16 protein-coding genes are annotated in these 16537 nt (G+C 56.3%); 4 read left to right on the top strand and 12 right to left on the bottom strand.

Going from position 1 to position 16537, the window contains the following annotated elements:
• Nucleotides 1-2: 2 nt before the first annotated feature.
• The 3 genes from pspG to ABLV17_RS17845 all read right to left on the bottom strand — a co-directional run bounded on the left by pspG (nucleotide 3) and on the right by ABLV17_RS17845 (nucleotide 1976).
• Nucleotides 3-245 carry an envelope stress response protein PspG gene (gene pspG, locus ABLV17_RS17855; protein ID WP_045396775.1) on the bottom strand — a complete coding sequence of 81 codons (243 nt, stop codon included), beginning with the start codon at nucleotides 243-245 and terminating at the stop codon, nucleotides 3-5.
• A gap of 141 nt (nucleotides 246-386) precedes the next feature.
• Nucleotides 387-1385: a tRNA dihydrouridine(20/20a) synthase DusA gene (dusA, locus tag ABLV17_RS17850; protein WP_308958247.1), complete on the bottom strand. Its 999-nt coding sequence runs from the start codon at nucleotides 1383-1385 to the stop codon at nucleotides 387-389.
• Between the two features lie 102 nt (nucleotides 1386-1487).
• Nucleotides 1488-1976 (bottom strand): cupin domain-containing protein, encoded by a 489-nt coding sequence (locus ABLV17_RS17845; RefSeq protein WP_015368759.1) that lies wholly within the window; start codon nucleotides 1974-1976, stop codon nucleotides 1488-1490.
• 114 nt (nucleotides 1977-2090) lie between these two features.
• On the opposite strand from ABLV17_RS17845, the gene zur reads away from it, so the two are divergent.
• Nucleotides 2091-2606 (top strand): zinc uptake transcriptional repressor Zur, encoded by a 516-nt coding sequence (gene zur, locus ABLV17_RS17840; protein WP_045379090.1) that lies wholly within the window; start codon nucleotides 2091-2093, stop codon nucleotides 2604-2606.
• Nucleotides 2607-2686: 80 nt separating this feature from the next.
• On the opposite strand, the gene ABLV17_RS17835 is transcribed toward zur, so the two are convergent.
• From ABLV17_RS17835 to ABLV17_RS17820, 4 genes are all read right to left on the bottom strand, one after another.
• Nucleotides 2687-2896 carry a CsbD family protein gene (locus ABLV17_RS17835; protein ID WP_015704042.1) on the bottom strand — a complete coding sequence of 70 codons (210 nt, stop codon included), beginning with the start codon at nucleotides 2894-2896 and terminating at the stop codon, nucleotides 2687-2689.
• A 175-nt stretch (nucleotides 2897-3071) separates the two neighbouring features.
• Nucleotides 3072-4397, bottom strand: coding sequence for an MATE family efflux transporter DinF (dinF, locus tag ABLV17_RS17830; RefSeq protein ID WP_113374995.1), 1326 nt, complete (start codon nucleotides 4395-4397; stop codon nucleotides 3072-3074).
• A gap of 70 nt (nucleotides 4398-4467) precedes the next feature.
• On the bottom strand, nucleotides 4468-5076 hold the full coding sequence (lexA, locus tag ABLV17_RS17825; RefSeq protein ID WP_015704040.1) for a transcriptional repressor LexA: 609 nt from the start codon (nucleotides 5074-5076) through the stop codon (nucleotides 4468-4470).
• Nucleotides 5077-5198: 122 nt separating this feature from the next.
• Nucleotides 5199-5567, bottom strand: coding sequence for a diacylglycerol kinase (locus ABLV17_RS17820; protein ID WP_113374994.1), 369 nt, complete (start codon nucleotides 5565-5567; stop codon nucleotides 5199-5201).
• A 130-nt stretch (nucleotides 5568-5697) separates the two neighbouring features.
• Here ABLV17_RS17820 and plsB point away from each other — a divergent pair, with 130 nt between their 5' ends.
• Nucleotides 5698-8121: a glycerol-3-phosphate 1-O-acyltransferase PlsB gene (gene plsB, locus ABLV17_RS17815; RefSeq protein ID WP_308958246.1), complete on the top strand. Its 2424-nt coding sequence runs from the start codon at nucleotides 5698-5700 to the stop codon at nucleotides 8119-8121.
• Nucleotides 8122-8172: 51 nt separating this feature from the next.
• Here the strand turns inward: plsB and ubiA are convergent, their stop codons facing one another.
• The 5 genes from ubiA to malK all read right to left on the bottom strand — a co-directional run bounded on the left by ubiA (nucleotide 8173) and on the right by malK (nucleotide 13302).
• Nucleotides 8173-9042 (bottom strand): 4-hydroxybenzoate octaprenyltransferase, encoded by an 870-nt coding sequence (ubiA, locus tag ABLV17_RS17810; RefSeq protein WP_045396790.1) that lies wholly within the window; start codon nucleotides 9040-9042, stop codon nucleotides 8173-8175.
• 12 nt (nucleotides 9043-9054) lie between these two features.
• Complete coding sequence (ubiC, locus tag ABLV17_RS17805) at nucleotides 9055-9552, bottom strand: chorismate lyase (protein WP_087858843.1); 498 nt, start codon at nucleotides 9550-9552, stop codon at nucleotides 9055-9057.
• Nucleotides 9553-9740: 188 nt separating this feature from the next.
• The gene (malM, locus tag ABLV17_RS17800; RefSeq protein ID WP_047066997.1) at nucleotides 9741-10688 is read right to left on the bottom strand and encodes a maltose operon protein MalM; all 948 of its coding nucleotides are present in this window, start codon (nucleotides 10686-10688) and stop codon (nucleotides 9741-9743) included.
• A gap of 106 nt (nucleotides 10689-10794) precedes the next feature.
• Nucleotides 10795-12093 (bottom strand): maltoporin, encoded by a 1299-nt coding sequence (locus ABLV17_RS17795; protein ID WP_015368769.1) that lies wholly within the window; start codon nucleotides 12091-12093, stop codon nucleotides 10795-10797.
• A gap of 99 nt (nucleotides 12094-12192) precedes the next feature.
• Nucleotides 12193-13302, bottom strand: a complete 1110-nt coding sequence (gene malK / locus ABLV17_RS17790; RefSeq protein WP_047046460.1) for a maltose/maltodextrin ABC transporter ATP-binding protein MalK — start codon at nucleotides 13300-13302, stop codon at nucleotides 12193-12195.
• Nucleotides 13303-13672: 370 nt separating this feature from the next.
• Between malK and malE the strand changes: the two genes are divergently transcribed.
• Both malE and malF read left to right on the top strand, forming a co-directional pair.
• Nucleotides 13673-14863, top strand: coding sequence for a maltose/maltodextrin ABC transporter substrate-binding protein MalE (malE, locus tag ABLV17_RS17785; protein WP_087858845.1), 1191 nt, complete (start codon nucleotides 13673-13675; stop codon nucleotides 14861-14863).
• A 129-nt stretch (nucleotides 14864-14992) separates the two neighbouring features.
• Entirely contained in the window at nucleotides 14993-16537 is a 1545-nt protein-coding gene (gene malF, locus ABLV17_RS17780; RefSeq protein ID WP_113374990.1) for a maltose ABC transporter permease MalF, read from the top strand.

The following is a 16537-nucleotide window of genomic DNA, read 5'->3' as shown; positions in this document are numbered from 1 at the left end:
GCTTAGTAGCGCCAGCGATCTTCGCGGCGATAGCGGGTTGTGGTCGGCGATTTTATCGCCCGAATGACCCATACGACGGCCACCGCCAGCAGCAACCAGGGTAGCAGCTTAAACATTAATGCGAACAGGCCGCCAAAGAACATCAGCGCGGTGGCGACGACCAGCGCGGCAATAATGCCAAGCAGCGAGATGCCGGTGACCAGCAACATGACAAAAAAGCCAATAACAAATAAGAGTTCCAGCATGGTCTTCTCCCGAAATAAATAACCAGATAGCTGATTGGCTATTTCAAGAATCGTGCCAGATATAACTCATTGAATTAAAACAAAACGCCCCACAGCAGTGCTGTAGGGCGTGGCGAAATAGACCAGTTTTTAGCGAAAAGTTTAACGCTTATCGGCAACCAGCTTCAGCGCGTGCTCCAGCACGTTAATATCGGCGCCCGCTTTGTGGGCGTTTTCGCTGAGATAGCGGCGCCACTGACGCGCGCCGGGGATCCCCTGGAACAATCCCAGCATATGGCGGGTGATATGGCCAAGATAGGTACCGCTGCTGAGCTCTCGCTCGATATAGGGATACATTGCGCGCACCACCGCCACCGGATCGGCATCCGCGCCGTCGACGCCGAAAATCTCGCGATCCACAGAAGCCAGAATGCCCGGGTTTTGATAGGCTTCGCGCCCCACCATCACGCCGTCCATATGCTCAAGCTGCTGTTTAGCCTCTGCCAGAGATTTAATTCCGCCGTTAATCGCCATCGTCAGATGCGGAAAATCACGTTTCAGTTGCCAGACGCGCGGATAATCCAGCGGCGGGATTTCGCGGTTCTCTTTCGGACTCAGGCCGGAAAGCCAGGCTTTACGCGCGTGAATGATGAACATTTCACACTCGCCTTTGCCGGAAACGGTCTCTATGAAATCGCAGAGGAATTCATAGCTATCCCGATCGTCAATCCCGATACGGGTTTTTACCGTAACCGGAATCGACACCACGTCGCGCATCGCTTTGACGCAGTCCGCCACCAGCGCGGCATTGCCCATCAGACAGGCGCCAAACATCCCGTTTTGCACGCGATCAGAGGGGCAACCTACATTGAGGTTAATCTCATCATAGCCGCGCGCCTCGGCGAGCTTCGCGCATTGCGCCAACGCCGCAGGATCGCTACCGCCCAACTGCAGCGCTACCGGATGTTCTTCTTCGCTATAGGCCAGGTAGTCGCCTTTACCGTGAATTATCGCGCCGGTGGTGACCATTTCGGTGTACAGCAGAGTATGGCGCGACAGCAGACGCAGGAAGTAGCGGCAATGTCTGTCGGTCCAATCGAGCATGGGCGCGATAGAAAAACGGTGGGCGGTAAAAGCGGTAGACGTGGATTCTGGCATCATGGCGAATAAATAAGCATCCGGGTAAAAAGGGGCGCTACTATAGCACAAACACAAACCACGGCGCATAGCGTCGAACGCCACGCACCATGGTGAAAATGTGGCCTATATTTTACGCGGTTTACCGTCGTGCGGGCCAAAGAACTGCGGAGGATGATCTACCCAGCGGTCCTGGCGAGTCGCGGCATAACCCGGGTTCAACGGATAGTAGATACGGTTGTGCTTTTTATTCGCTTCGCCAACGACCAGCAGTCGCACCTCCTGCTCGGTATTATTCAGGAAGGTATGACATACGCCAGTTCCCGCCGGAAAACCAACGCTATCGCCCGGCTCCAGCTTCCATAGATAGCCATTGATCCAGACTTCCGGAAAACCTTCCAGCACATAGATAAACTCTTCTTCATCGCTTTCCGCATGCGGATATGAGGTTCTTCGTCCCGGCGGTAAGCGTTCATGATGGATGCCCAGCCGATTTAGCCGCAGGCCGCGGGCAAGAGGCGCGCCAATAGAAAAAAGCTCGTGACTATCGGGGTAGGTGGAATCATCCGCACCTTCCAGTTCGCGCCAATGTCGAATGCAATCAGGTCGTTTCATCGTTTTCTCCCGAAAATGAGATACATCAGGTATAGCAAAGCTTGCAGGATCTCGGCGTTTTACCTGGTTCGTGATAAAGTAACAGTTTCAACATCACGCAACCAGAGGATGCTCATGGATAACACCACTTCGCAAGAAATGTTAGCGCAGGCTGAAAAGCTTTGCGTGCAACGTGGCGTACGCCTGACCCCGCAGCGTCTGGAAGTGTTGCGTCTGATGAGCCTGCAGCAAGGGGCGATTAGCGCCTACGATCTGCTGGATCTGCTGCGAGAAAAAGAGCCGCAGGCGAAGCCGCCGACGGTCTATCGCGCGCTGGAGTTTCTGCTGGAGCAAGGTTTTGTGCACAAAGTGGAATCGACCAACAGCTATGTGCTGTGCCACCTTTTCGATCAGCCCACCCACAGTTCGGCGATGTTTATCTGCGATCGCTGCGGCGTGGTCAAAGAAGAGTGTGCGGAAGGCGTAGAAGATATCATGCATACGCTGGCGGCCAGAATGGGCTTTGCTCTACGGCATAATGTGATTGAAGCGCATGGGTTGTGCGCGGCCTGCGTGGAAGTCGAAGCCTGCAGCGCCCGCGAACACTGCCATCACGATCATACTATCCAGATTAAAAAGAAAGCCCGCTGAGTCGGGCGACGTCAGCGGGAAGCTACGGCATATCGCTATGCCGTTAGACAGGCATAAACAGGGGGTCAAAACAGAATTCGCTACCAGCGCGTATCGTTCTTACGCTCCCAGTCAGACACCTCTTTTTCGGCCTGATCTTTCGCATAGCCGTAGCGTTCCTGAATTTTACCGACTAGCTGATCGCGCTTCCCTTCAATGACCGTCATATCGTCATCGGTCAGTTTACCCCACTGTTCCTTGGCTTTACCTTTCAACTGTTTCCAGTTACCGCTGATTTCGTCTTTATTCATCATTACGTCCTCATGATTCGGTGGGTTAACAGCCCGTTTTGTTCCGGACATGGTAATAACTATAGATGACAATGCTGACGCCGATTCGTTATTCGGAATTTTTAACCATCATGCCGATTAAAAACGCTGGGGGAATTTTCCCGGCTCGCGCTGCGCTCAGCCGGGATACTTACATTCAGGAGGGTGAATTAAACCAGGTGCCACGCTGCCAGTGGCGGCGCCAGATGAGCGCCAGCGAAAGCCCGCGCAGCGCGAGGAACACCGCCAGCGCCAGCCATAGGCCGTGGTTGCCGAGCATGGGCACAGAGAGCAACGTTACCGCAAACCCCGCGGCGGCTACCGCCATGCTATTACGCATCTCCGCGCCGCGCGTCGCGCCAATAAACATGCCATCCAGCAGATAACACCAGACGCCAATCACCGGCAGGATCATCTGCCAGAACAGATAGCGGTCTGCCAGTTGCTGCAATGATGGGATAGAGGTCAATAGCGCGACGATATGCTCACCCGCCACGCTATAGATCAGCGCGAACGCCAGCGCGACCATTCCCGATTGCCGACAGGCCGCGCGCCAGACTTCCAGCAGTTGGCTACCGTCACGCGCGCCGTAGGCCTGCCCGGAATGGGCTTCGACGGCATAGGCAAAACCGTCCAGCGCGTAAGCGGTAAAGGTCAGCATGGTCATCAGTACCGCATTGACCGCCACCACGTCGCTGCCAAGACGGGCGCCGAAGACGGTGATGGCGCCAAAGCAGAGCTGCAGCAGCAGCGAACGCAGCATGATGTCGCGGTTAAGCGCCAGCAGGCGCCGCATATTGCCGCGCCACGCCTCTTTCAACATGGCAAACGTCACGCCGCGTAGCGCCAGCACCCGTTTCGCCATTAGCAGGCCGATGATAAAGGTGGCGTATTCCGACAGCGCCGTCGCCAATGCCGCCCCCTGCACGTTCATATGCAGCCCCATCACCAGCCACAGATCGAGCACGATATTCAGCAAGTTGCCGACCACCAGCAGGATCACCGGGGCGCGGGCGTACTGCACGCCAAGCAGCCACCCCAACAGCACCAGGTTGGCCAACGACGCCGGGGCGCTGAGCCAGCGGATTTCAAGGAACCGCCTGGCCTGTTCCAGTACCGCCTCGCTGCCGCCGACGATATGCAGCGCGAGGTCAATGAGCGGCATGCGGAACAGAACGATGAGCAGCCCGGCAGCCAGCGCCAGGATCAGCGGTTGTACCAGCGCGCGCGCCAGCCGCTGCGGATCTTTGGCCCCATAGGCCTGAGCGGTTAAGCCAGTGGTGCTCATTCGCAGGAACAGCAGCAGCATAAAGAGGAAACTGGTCGCCGTCGCGCCGACGGCGACGCCGCCAAGATAGACGGGACTATCGAGATGGCCGACAACGGCAGTATCGACCAGCCCAAGCAGCGGAACGGTAATGTTAGAGAAAATCATCGGTAGCGCGAGGCGCCACAGTGCTTTATCGGCGGCGTTGAGCAGCATGAAGAGGGACCAGACAGAGGAGGAACATCGCAGCGTCATGCATCATGATGACGCTGCGTTAGGACGGGAGTTACAGCCACTCACCGTTACGGATCACGCCGACGGCCAGACCTTCAATGGTGAAGCTCTGCTGGCGCAGATCGACGACGATTGGGGAAAACTCGCTGTTTTCCGGCAGCAGTTCAACGACGTTGCCCTGCTTTTTCAGACGTTTTACGGTGACTTCTTCATCGATACGCGCGACGACGACCTGGCCGTTACGCACGTCCTGAGTTTTATGCACCGCCAGCAGATCGCCGTCGAGGATACCGATGTCTTTCATCGACATCCCGCTAACGCGCAGCAGGAAGTCGGCATTCGGTTTAAACATCGCCGGATCAACCTGGTAGTGACCTTCAATATGCTGCTGCGCCAGCAGCGGCTCGCCCGCGGCGACGCGGCCAATCAGCGGCAGGCCATGTTCTTCTTCCGTCAGCAGACGAATGCCGCGTGAAGCGCCGGAGACGATTTCAATCGCGCCTTTACGCGCCAGCGCTTTGAGGTGTTCTTCCGCCGCGTTCGGGGAACGGAACCCCAAGCGCTGAGCAATTTCCGCACGCGTCGGCGGCATGCCCGTTTGGCTGATGTGATCCCGGATGAGATCAAACACCTCTTGCTGCCTGGTCGTTAACGCTTTCATTCCGCCCCCTGGGTGTATATACAGTTATGCTGTGAGTATATACAGCTAATGGTGATTTTGGAACCACATATCATATAAAAATCAGGAGATTCTTTGCGTTTTGCGAGCGTTGCCGACAAGACTTAGCGGTAATGCGACCACAAAAGCATAGTCCAGGTGATCAACGCGATGATTATCGCCAGCAGTACCGCCGCCGAGCCCATATCCTTGGCGCGCCCGGAAAGCTCATGATGCTCAGGCCCGATTCGGTCAACCACCGCTTCAATCGCGCTGTTTAGAATTTCGACTATCATCACTAACAGGACCGAGCCAATGAGCAGGACTCGCGTAATGACATCGACATCCAGCCAGCAGGCTATCGCCACGGCCACAATAGCGGCGACGCCTTCCTGGCGGAAAGCGGCTTCGTTCATCCACGCCGCGCGGAAACCTTTCCAGGAATAACCTGCTGCTTTAATGATTCTGGTTAACCCAGTGGTATTATTGGCCATCAAAAAGAACCTTTTAATGTAAATGACGTCGCTGAGTGTACGTGTTTGCCGTGTGACAACGGAAATTTTGTACGCTTTCTGTTATTCTTGCCGCGCATTTGCATGATTAACCAGAGGCTTCACATCGTTTATGTCCGGCTGGCAACGAATTTACTATAAATTACTGAATTTACCATTACGGGTGCTGGTAAAAAGCAAGTCTATTCCGGCAGAACCTGCTCAGGAATTAGGGCTCGATACCTCGCGTCCGATAATGTACGTCTTGCCTTATAACTCCAAGGCGGACCTGCTGACCCTGCGCGCCCAGTGCCTGGCGCATGATTTACCCGACCCTTTTGAACCGCTGGAAATCGACGGCACGCTGCTGCCGCGCTACGTTTTCATCCACGGCGGTCCGCGCGTGTTTACCTACTACACGCCGAAAGAAGAGTCCATTAAGCTGTTCCACGACTACCTGGATCTGCACCGTAATCATCCCGACCTCGACGTGCAAATGGTACCGGTGTCGGTAATGTTCGGCCGCGCGCCGGGTCGTGAAAAAGGCGAAGAGAATCCGCCGCTGCGGATGCTTAACGGTATTCAGAAATTCTTCGCCGTCTCCTGGCTTGGCCGCGATAGCTTCGTGCGTTTCTCGCCTTCTGTCTCTCTGCGTCGCATGGCGGATGAGCACGGGACCGATAAAATCATCGCCCAGAAGCTGGCCCGCGTGGCGCGTATGCACTTCGCCCGTCAACGTCTGGCCGCCGTCGGCCCGCGCCTCCCTGCCCGCCAGGATCTGTTCAACAAGCTGCTGGCATCGAAAGCTATCGCCCGCGCGGTAGAAGATGAAGCGCGCAGCAAGAAGATTTCTCACGAGAAGGCCCAGCAGAACGCCATCGCGCTGATGGAAGAGATTGCCGCTAACTTCTCTTATGAAATGATCCGCCTGACTGACCGTATTCTGGGCTTTACCTGGAACCGTCTGTATCAGGGGATTAACGTGCATAACGCCGAGCGCGTACGCCAGCTGGCGCATGACGGCCATGAGATTGTTTATGTGCCCTGTCACCGTAGCCACATGGACTACCTGCTGCTCTCTTATGTGCTTTATCATCAGGGGCTGGTGCCGCCGCATATCGCCGCCGGCATAAACCTCAACTTCTGGCCGGCCGGGCCGATTTTCCGCCGCCTGGGCGCTTTCTTTATTCGCCGTACCTTTAAGGGCAACAAGCTCTACTCCACGGTATTCCGCGAATATCTTGGCGAGCTGTTCAGCCGTGGCTATTCGGTGGAATACTTCGTCGAAGGCGGGCGTTCCCGTACCGGCCGTCTGCTGGATCCGAAAACCGGCACCCTGTCGATGACTATCCAGGCAATGCTGCGCGGCGGTAGCCGCCCCATCACCCTGGTGCCGATTTATATCGGCTACGAGCACGTGATGGAAGTCGGTACCTACGCCAAAGAGCTGCGCGGCGCGACAAAAGAAAAAGAGAGCCTGCCGCAGATGGTGCGCGGCCTCAGCAAGCTGCGTAATCTCGGCCAGGGCTACGTTAACTTCGGCGAACCGCTGCCGCTGATGACCTACCTCAATCAGCACGTGCCGGAATGGCGCGAAGCCATCGATCCTATCGAAGCCGTGCGCCCTTCCTGGCTGACGCCGACGGTGAATAATATCGCCGCCGATCTGATGGTGCGCATCAACAATGCCGGGGCGGCCAACGCCATGAACCTGTGCTGTACGGCGCTTCTGGCGTCGCGTCAGCGTTCTTTGACCCGTGAGCAGCTGACCCAGCAGTTGGATTGCTACCTCGACCTGCTGCGTAACGTGCCGTACTCCACCGATTCGACCGCGCCGACGGCTTCCGCCGGCGAGCTTATCGACCACGCGCTGCAGATGAACAAGTTCGAAGTCGAGAAAGACACCATCGGCGATATCATCATCCTGCCGCGCGAGCAGGCGGTGCTGATGACCTACTATCGCAACAACATCGCCCATATGCTGGTGATGCCGTCGCTGCTGGCCGCTATCGTGACCCAACATCGCCGCATCACCCGTAGCGAAGTGCTGCGTCATGTCGAGATGTTCTATCCGTTCCTGAAAGCCGAGCTGTTCCTGCGCTGGGAAAAAGCAGAACTGGCGGGCGTTATCGATGCGCTGATGGCAGAGATGCAGCGTCAGGGCCTGGTGGTGCTGAATGGCGATGAGATGAGCGTCAACCCGGCGCACTCTCGTTCCCTGCAGCTGTTGGCCGCCGGCGCGCGCGAGACGTTACAGCGCTACGCGATCACCTTCTGGCTGTTGAGCGCCAACCCGTCCATCAACCGCAGTACGCTTGAGAAAGAAAGCCGCACCATGGCGCAGCGTCTGTCGGTACTTCACGGTATCAACGCGCCGGAGTTCTTCGATAAGGCGGTGTTCAGTACTCTGGTGCTGACCCTGCGTGACGAAGGCTACATCAGCGATACCGGCGATGCCGAGCCGGCAGAGACCCTGAAGGTCTACCAGATGCTGGCGGATTTGATTACGTCGGATGTACGTTTGACGATTGAAAGCGCCGCTCAGGACGACGCATAACATTGCGGCTTCTGTTCCCCGGCTCGCGACGCGAGTCGGGGAAAGAAGGATTTACTGCAGATAACTCATCGCCAGACCGAGAAACAGCACCAGCCCAACGTAGTTATTATTCATAAACGCTTTGAAGCAGTTATCGCGTTCGCGCTTGAAGATAAGCTTCTGCTGCCAGACAAACAATCCCGCCGCGATAAACAGCGACCAGTAGAATTCCCAGTTCAGCCCATTCAGCCAGCCCACCGCGCCCATCAATACCAGCACGGCGACCTGCAGAATACCGATAATCAAACGATCGTTTTCACCGAACAAAATCGCCGTCGACTTAATGCCAATTTTGACATCATCGTCGCGATCGACCATCGCATACTGGGTATCGTAGGCTACCGCCCACAAAATATTGGCGAGGAACATCAGCCAGCAGCTGAGCGGCAGCGCTTCACTCACCGCCGAGAAAGCCATCGGGATCGACCAGCCAAAGGCTGCGCCCAGCACCACCTGCGGCAGATGGGTATAGCGCTTCATAAAAGGATAAACCCAGGCTAGCGCCAGCGCCGCGACCGACAGCAGGATGGTCATGGTATTGAGCGTCAGCACCAGCAGGAAGGAGAGCCCTACCAGCACCGCGAATAATATCCGCGCTTCTTTTTCCGTGACCTCGCCACTTGGTAGCGGGCGACGAGCCGTACGCTTAACGTGACCATCAAATTTACGGTCGGCATAGTCATTCACCACGCAGCCGGCGGCGCGCATCAACCAGACGCCAGCGACAAACACCGCCAGAATCCACAACGGCGGCACCCCGGGTGAAGCCACCCATAACGCCCACAGCGTCGGCCACAGCAGCAATAGCGCGCCGATTGGTTTGTCAGTACGCATCAGGCGGTGAAACGCCAACAGCTTATTCTGCGTCAGACTCCACTCCATTTTCTCTTCCTCTTAATACAATGGCGATGCAGGCAGAAAAAGCTCTGTCAGCAGCAGCGGTTTGCCGCTCAGCCGGAGACGGGAACGTCGCCCCCACAGCTGTGCACTACGACCAATCTCAATAAAATCACGGGTTAACGTCGACGATGTAAACAGATACCGGCCCAGCGGCGTCTGCCCCAGCTGCTGCAGGGCTAATTCCGGGCCGCATAGCGTCGATTCCGGCACGAGGGTACGACCGGCAAGCCAGGGTTCGCCATCGGCGCAAAGAATGATCTCCCGGAGCCAATAACGCGCTTCTTCCGGCAGCAGGGATTCTTCGCCAGCCAGCGCGTCGCGCCCGACGAAACCTTCGTTAATCATGGTCACGGTGACCTTTTTCCCTTGTTGCTCAAAGCGTTTGGTCATTGAGTCTTCCAGCAACAGCCAGTCGCGCAGCGGCGCGTCCAGCTCGGGTATGGCGGCAAAATAGCGCAGCGCACGCAGTTGCGTAAGCGCAGGATGTGGCATGCCTGATTCTCCGGTACAAAACGTGCAGGCATTGTATCGCAGAATAGCGTTTTGAGGGCGGGCAAACGTCAATATACGATCATCCGCGCAACAGGCATGCAACAGTTGCCGCTGCGCGATAAAAAAAAGTGCGTCCAGGCGGACGCACCTAAAGGCTGTGCCTAAACATCAGCATTGTGGGGAGACGGTCACCCCTTGCCTTTTACACTGCTGATAAAGGTGGAACGAGCAGATTTCGAGCCGAGGCGCTCAGCTTCGTTCATCAATTTCAGGGCTTTGTCGATATCGCCTTGTTTCACCGCTTTCTTGATACCGTTGTTGAAGTAGGTTTCGGTATCGTCAAGCATCGGTTCGCTTTTCGCCGCTGGGGCGGCAGCAGCCGGCGCGACAACAGGCGCAGCGGCCGGGGCGTTATAGACCGGCGCCGCGGTATTGCCGACGGTCACCGGGCCAGGGCCGGAAGATCCAAACAGCGGGCCCACCAGCACGCTGGAACTCGAAGACGTTTTCACCTTCAGGCTCAAGGTGCCGTCAGTGGTATGTTTAGCGATCGGATCCGGAATGTCCGGCACCGCGTTACCGGTGCCTTTCGCGTAGGCTTTCGCCGGGTCGATTAATTTAGTGGTCTGCTGCAGATCCTGAGGAGTGGTAAACACCAGCACATAAATTTTCTGCTGTCCCAGCGCCGGCGTCAGGCGCATTACTCCTTCCAGGCGGTCGGCGCTCATTACGCCCGGCTCCAGATAGGTAAAATAGCTGCTCGGGAAGAAGGCGGACGGCGTCATGCTCTGATCGAGGATCAGCACGTTTGGCGCGTAGACGCTGGTCTGTTTGTCGACTTCGCTGGTCAGCGTCAGGGTTAACTCGCCGATATTGGCCGGTACGCTATAGGCCACCACCGGCCCGGCGATACCGGGGACATTCAACGTTTGTCCTGCGATCGCCACTTTGGAGGTTTGGGTTTTCGATTGATCGACCGGCGTCCAGGTCAACTGCTGCAGCGAGGAAGCCGGGATTGACGGCGCGGCAGAGGTATTCTGCGGCACGAAATTGACATCAGCAAAACTGACTGCGGGTACGCTGGCCAGCAGGCCGGCGGACAGGCAGAGGGCAACGAGACTTTTCTTCATATTCATTGTTATCACCTCAATTCCTATGGCCGAGCGTTAGCCAGGCAATAGCGCGCTGGGCCGAAAACAGAGGGGCTGCCGCCCCTCTTTACTCATCATGATGCGGATTGCATTACCACCAGATTTCCATCTGGGCGCCGAAGGTCCACTCATCGTTGTCGCCGCGGCTGGAAGTGTTGATGCCGGTACCAGAGGTATCGCGCATGGCAACACCGCTATCGGTGTAACCCCACTTCTCATCCCACTTCGCGTAGGTGGCGAACAGACGAATTGCCGGACGGGACCAGATGCTGTCGCCCGCCTGCCACTGTTGCGCCAGGGTGATTTTGTACTGGTTGTTGCTGTCGCCGGTTTTCTGCGATTTGACGTTGTCGTAGCCGACTTCCAACAGGGTGCTCATGATCGGCGTCCATTTGTACATAGGACGTACGCCGACGGTCCACCATTTGGTACCGTTGTTGTTGTCCAGGTTGACGTCCTGGTACATGGCGACGTACATCATGTCCCAATCGTCCGCCAGAGAGACCGCGCCGTGGTCAAGCACACGCCACATGGAACCATCGTTATTGATGCTGCCGCCCTGCGGTACGCCTTTACCGTTGGAGGTCATGGCGTCGGTCGCGTACTGCAGAACAAATTTGTTGTAGCCTTTCAGGATGCTCTGGGTGTGTTCAGCGGTGAACATCCAGCCATCTTTCGATGCATCCGGCTGCAGGTAGTAGTCATCCGGCACGTTGGTGTGGCCATAGTCCACGCCCAGCTCCAGGGTACCGCCTGGGTTGGTTTCCATCTGCGCTAAGCGCACGTCGAAGACGTCGTTCGGTACCAGATGATCGTAAACGCGTTCGCCAGTCAGCGGATCGCGGTCAGCATAGGTTGCCGAGCCGCCGGATTCAGAAGAACGGGTGGCGGCCAGAGAGAGTTTACCGAAGCCCAGATCGATGTTTTCGATACCGGCGCCTGGACCGGAAATATCCCAGTAGTAGAAGTCGATCATGTGAACGTCATGACGCTGATAGAAGCGCTTACCGGCCCACAGGGTTGATCCCGGCAGCCAGTCGATCAGGTTTTTACCCTGCACGTTAACTTCACGGAAGGCCGGGCTGGTAGATTCCCAGTCGTTCTGCTGCGATACCGAGTAGGCAACGTTGGTATCGAAGTAGAAGCTCTTATCGCCCTCTTTCCACACTTCCTGGCCCAGTTTCAGTTCAGCGTAAGTTTCACATTCGTTACCGAGACGGTATTTACTTTGAGCGCCGGTGGCCTGGAAGCACTGCTGTTCGCCGCCGCTGCCGGTCCAGCCAATACCGGAACGGGCGTAACCGTGGAAATCGACAGCCAGCGCCTGGGCAGACATCACGCCCGCCGCAACGGCTACCGCCAGTGGAAGTTTGCGCAGAGTAATCATCATTCTATCTCCTGAGATCATTGCTTTTCTTTGAACACTTCCCCGTCGGCCGCCGCATGGTTGGCTGCGCGCTGGGTTCGCGTCTTCTTTTAATGGGGAACCTTATACGCCCGGCTCTTTATGCAGCCGACGACAAGCGGTGCCATCCTCACGGAATAAATGGCAGCGCTCCGGCGGCAAACCGATGGCGAATGTGGCTCCCTCTTCTACCAACACCACGTCATTCTGGCGGTACACCAGGTTCTGACGGATGGCGGGGATCTGGATATGAATTTGCGTTTCGTGACCAAGCTGTTCGACCACCTGCACTTCGCCCTCGAGGGTGACATCAGCGATGTCGCTCGGCAGCAGGTGTTCAGGGCGAATACCCAAAGACATATTGGCGCCGACCTGAACGTGAGCGCTGTCTACCGGCAGCCAGACCTGCTGGCGGTTCGGTAGTTCGACCTGTACCTGTTCGATGGCGGTCGCGGTGACTTTGACCGGCAGGAAGTTCATCTTCGGCGAGCCAATAAAGCCCGCGACGAAGCGGTCTGCCGGATAGTGATAGAGTTCCAGCGGTTTCCCGACCTGCGCGACGCGGCCGGCATCCAGCACGACGATTTTGTCGGCCAGGGTCATGGCTTCCACCTGATCGTGGGTGACGTAAATCATCGTGCGACCAAGGCGCTTATGCAGACGGGAGATTTCGATACGCATCTGCACGCGCAGCGCGGCATCGAGGTTGGACAGGGGCTCATCAAGCAGAAAAACCCGCGGCTCGGCGACCAGGGTACGGCCGATGGCCACGCGCTGACGCTGGCCGCCGGAGAGCGCTTTCGGCTTACGCTCCAGCAGGTGCGCCAGCTGCAACACCTCTGCGACCTGGGTCACGCGCTGGTTAATCATCTCTTTTTTCGCCCCGGCCAGTTTCAGGCCAAAAGACATATTTTCGGCAACGGAAAGGTGGGGATAGAGCGCATAAGACTGGAATACCATGCCGATGCCGCGCTCGGCGGGCGGCACATCGTTCATTCGGGTATCGCCAATAAACAGATCGCCGCTGGTGACCGTTTCCAGTCCGGCAATCATACGCAGCAGGGTGGATTTGCCGCAGCCCGACGGTCCTACAAACACGACGAACTCCCCATCCTGGATCTCGAGATTGATATCTTTAGATACCACCACGTCGCCCCAGGCTTTCGTTACATTTCGTAGCTGTACGCTCGCCATGCCCTTCTCCCTTCGTTACAACCTGTCACTTAAAGACACATTCAAGATGGGCTGACTATGCGGCATTCATTACGTTGGCAAATCCTCCACCCCCCGGGTTTTTGATGGGGGAGGAGACGGGAGGATGAGAAATTGCCTCTCGCCGCCGGAAGTTCCCGGCAAAAGGTCATTTCGTGATCGAAGCGACAAAAACGGTGGCTTTTTTATGTGCTCCAGGGCCCATTACCGGCATTTCTGCAATACGGATCACATAAACGGCGGGCGGGGCGTAGACATAGGGAGGATGGAAAGAGGTTGTTAAAAAAGGAAACTCATCAGCGTTAAACCACTCAAGTGTATCCACGAGCACATCACCAAATAGGACGGGTATATGAAAATCAAAACTGGCGCTCGCATCCTCGCGCTGTCTGCATTGACGACGATGATGTTTTCCGCCTCTGCCCTCGCAAAAATTGAAGAAGGTAAGCTGGTTATCTGGATTAACGGCGATAAAGGCTATAACGGCCTCGCTGAAGTGGGTAAAAAGTTCGAAAAAGATACCGGCATTAAAGTTTCCGTAGAACATCCGGATAAGCTGGAAGAGAAGTTTCCGCAGGTTGCGGCGACCGGCGACGGCCCGGATATCATCTTCTGGGCGCATGACCGTTTTGGCGGCTACGCGCAGTCCGGTCTGCTGGCGGAAATCACCCCGGATAAAGCGTTCCAGGACAAACTCTATCCGTTCACCTGGGATGCCGTACGCTACAACGGCAAACTGATCGCTTACCCGGTGGCAGTGGAAGCCCTGTCGCTGATTTATAACAAAGACCTGGTCCCGAACCCGCCGAAAACCTGGGAAGAGATCCCTGCGCTGGATAAAGAGCTGAAGGCGAAAGGTAAGAGCGCGCTGATGTTCAACCTGCAAGAACCGTACTTCACCTGGCCGCTGATTGCCGCCGATGGCGGATACGCGTTTAAGTTTGAAAACGGCAAATACGACGTGAAAAACGTCGGCGTCGATAGCGCCGGGGCAAAAGCCGGTCTGACCTTCCTGGTCGACCTCATCAAGAATAAACACATGAATGCCGACACCGACTACTCCATCGCGGAAGCGGCGTTCAACAAAGGCGAAACCGCGATGACCATCAACGGTCCGTGGGCGTGGTCGAACATCGACAAAGGTAAGGTTAACTACGGCGTTACTCTGCTGCCGACCTTCAAAGGCAAACCGTCTAAACCATTCGTTGGCGTACTGAGCGCCGGGATTAACGCCGCCAGCCCGAATAAAGAACTGGCGAAAGAGTTTCTTGAAAACTACCTGATGACCGATCAGGGCCTGGAATCGGTGAACAACGATAAACCGCTGGGCGCCGTGGCGCTGAAATCCTTCCAGGAGAAGCTGGAAAAAGACCCGCGTATCGCCGCCACCATGGCTAACGCGCAGAAAGGCGAAATCATGCCGAACATTCCGCAGATGTCTGCATTCTGGTATGCCGTCCGTACCGCGGTTATCAACGCCGCAAGCGGCCGTCAGACCGTCGATGCCGCACTGAAGGATGCACAGGGCCGTATCACCAAGTAATACCGTCGCACACGTGCCGGATGGCGGTATAAATGCCTTATCCGGCCTACGCACCCAGTAGGTCTGATAAGCGCAGCCCCATCAGGCACTTTTGTCGACAGATATTTAACGTTGTAGAGGATGATCCCCATGGATGCCGTTAAAAAGAAACACTGGTGGCAAAGCCCGCAACTCACATGGTCTGTGATTGGTTTGCTGTGCCTGCTGGTGGGTTACCTTGTTGTTTTAATGTACGCCCAGGGGGAGTACCTGTTCGCCATCATGACGCTGATTTTAAGCTCGGTTGGCCTGTATATTTTTTCTAATCGCAAGGCTTACGCCTGGCGCTATGTTTATCCGGGTCTCGCCGGGATGGGGCTGTTTGTTCTGTTTCCGCTGATCTGTACCATTGCCATCGCCTTCACTAACTACAGCAGCACCAACCAGCTCACCTTCGAACGCGCCCAGCAGGTACTGATGGACCGTTCTTTCCAGGCCGGCAAAGCCTATAACTTCTCACTCTACCCGGCGGGCGATGAGTGGCAGCTGGCGCTGACGGACGGTGAAAGCGGTAAAAATTATCTCTCCGAAGCCTTTAAATTTGGCGGCGAGCAGAAGCTGGCGTTAAAAGAAGCCGATGTCCTGCCGCAAGGCGAACGCGCGAATTTACGCGTAATCACCCAGAACCGCGCCGCGCTGAACCAACTGACCGCCGTGCTGCCGGATGAAAGCAAAGTGATTATGAGTTCACTGCGCCAGTTCTCCGGTACCCAACCGCTGTACGCGCTGGCCAACGACGGCACGCTCACTAACAACCAAAGCGGCGTAAAATATCGCCCTAACGCCGACATCGGCTTTTATCAATCCATCAATGCCGATGGCAGCTGGGGCAATGAGAAGCTGAGCCCGGGTTATACCGTTACCATCGGCTGGGATAACTTCACCCGCGTTTTCCAGGATGAAGGGATCCAGAAACCGTTCTTCGCCATTTTCGTCTGGACCGTGGTGTTCTCGGTGCTGACGGTGATTTTGACCGTCGCCGTGGGAATGGTGCTGGCCTGCCTGGTGCAGTGGGAAGCGTTGAAGGGCAAAGCGATTTACCGCGTGTTGTTGATTCTGCCGTATGCAGTGCCGTCATTTATCTCAATACTGATTTTCAAAGGGCTGTTTAACCAGAGCTTTGGTGAAATCAACATGATGCTGAGCGCGCTGTTCGGCATTAAACCAGCCTGGTTTAGCGACCCAACCACCGCACGCACGATGATCATCATCGTCAATACCTGGCTGGGCTACCCGTACATGATGATTCTGTGCATGGGGCTGCTGAAGGCGATTCCGGACGATCTGTACGAGGCGTCGGCGATGGATGGCGCGGGCCCGTTCCAGAACTTCTTTAAAATTACGCTACCGCTGCTGATCAAACCGCTCACGCCGCTGATGATTGCCAGCTTCGCCTTTAACTTTAACAACTTCGTGCTGATTCAACTGTTAACCAACGGTGGCCCGGACCGTCTCGGCACCACCACGCCAGCCGGTTATACCGACCTGCTGGTGAGCTACACCTATCGTATCGCCTTTGAAGGCGGCGGCGGTCAGGACTTCGGCCTGGCGGCGGCTATCGCCACGCTTATCTTCCTGCTGGTTGGGGCGTTAGCGATTGTGAATCTGAAAGCCACGCGCATGAAGTTTGATTAA

Origin of the sequence: Klebsiella sp. CN_Kp091 (assembly GCF_040065095.1) — a bacterium.
Classification (GTDB): domain Bacteria; phylum Pseudomonadota; class Gammaproteobacteria; order Enterobacterales; family Enterobacteriaceae; genus Klebsiella; species Klebsiella aerogenes.
Note: the sequence above shows the minus strand (reverse complement) of the source record. Positions and strands in the feature narration are given on the sequence as shown.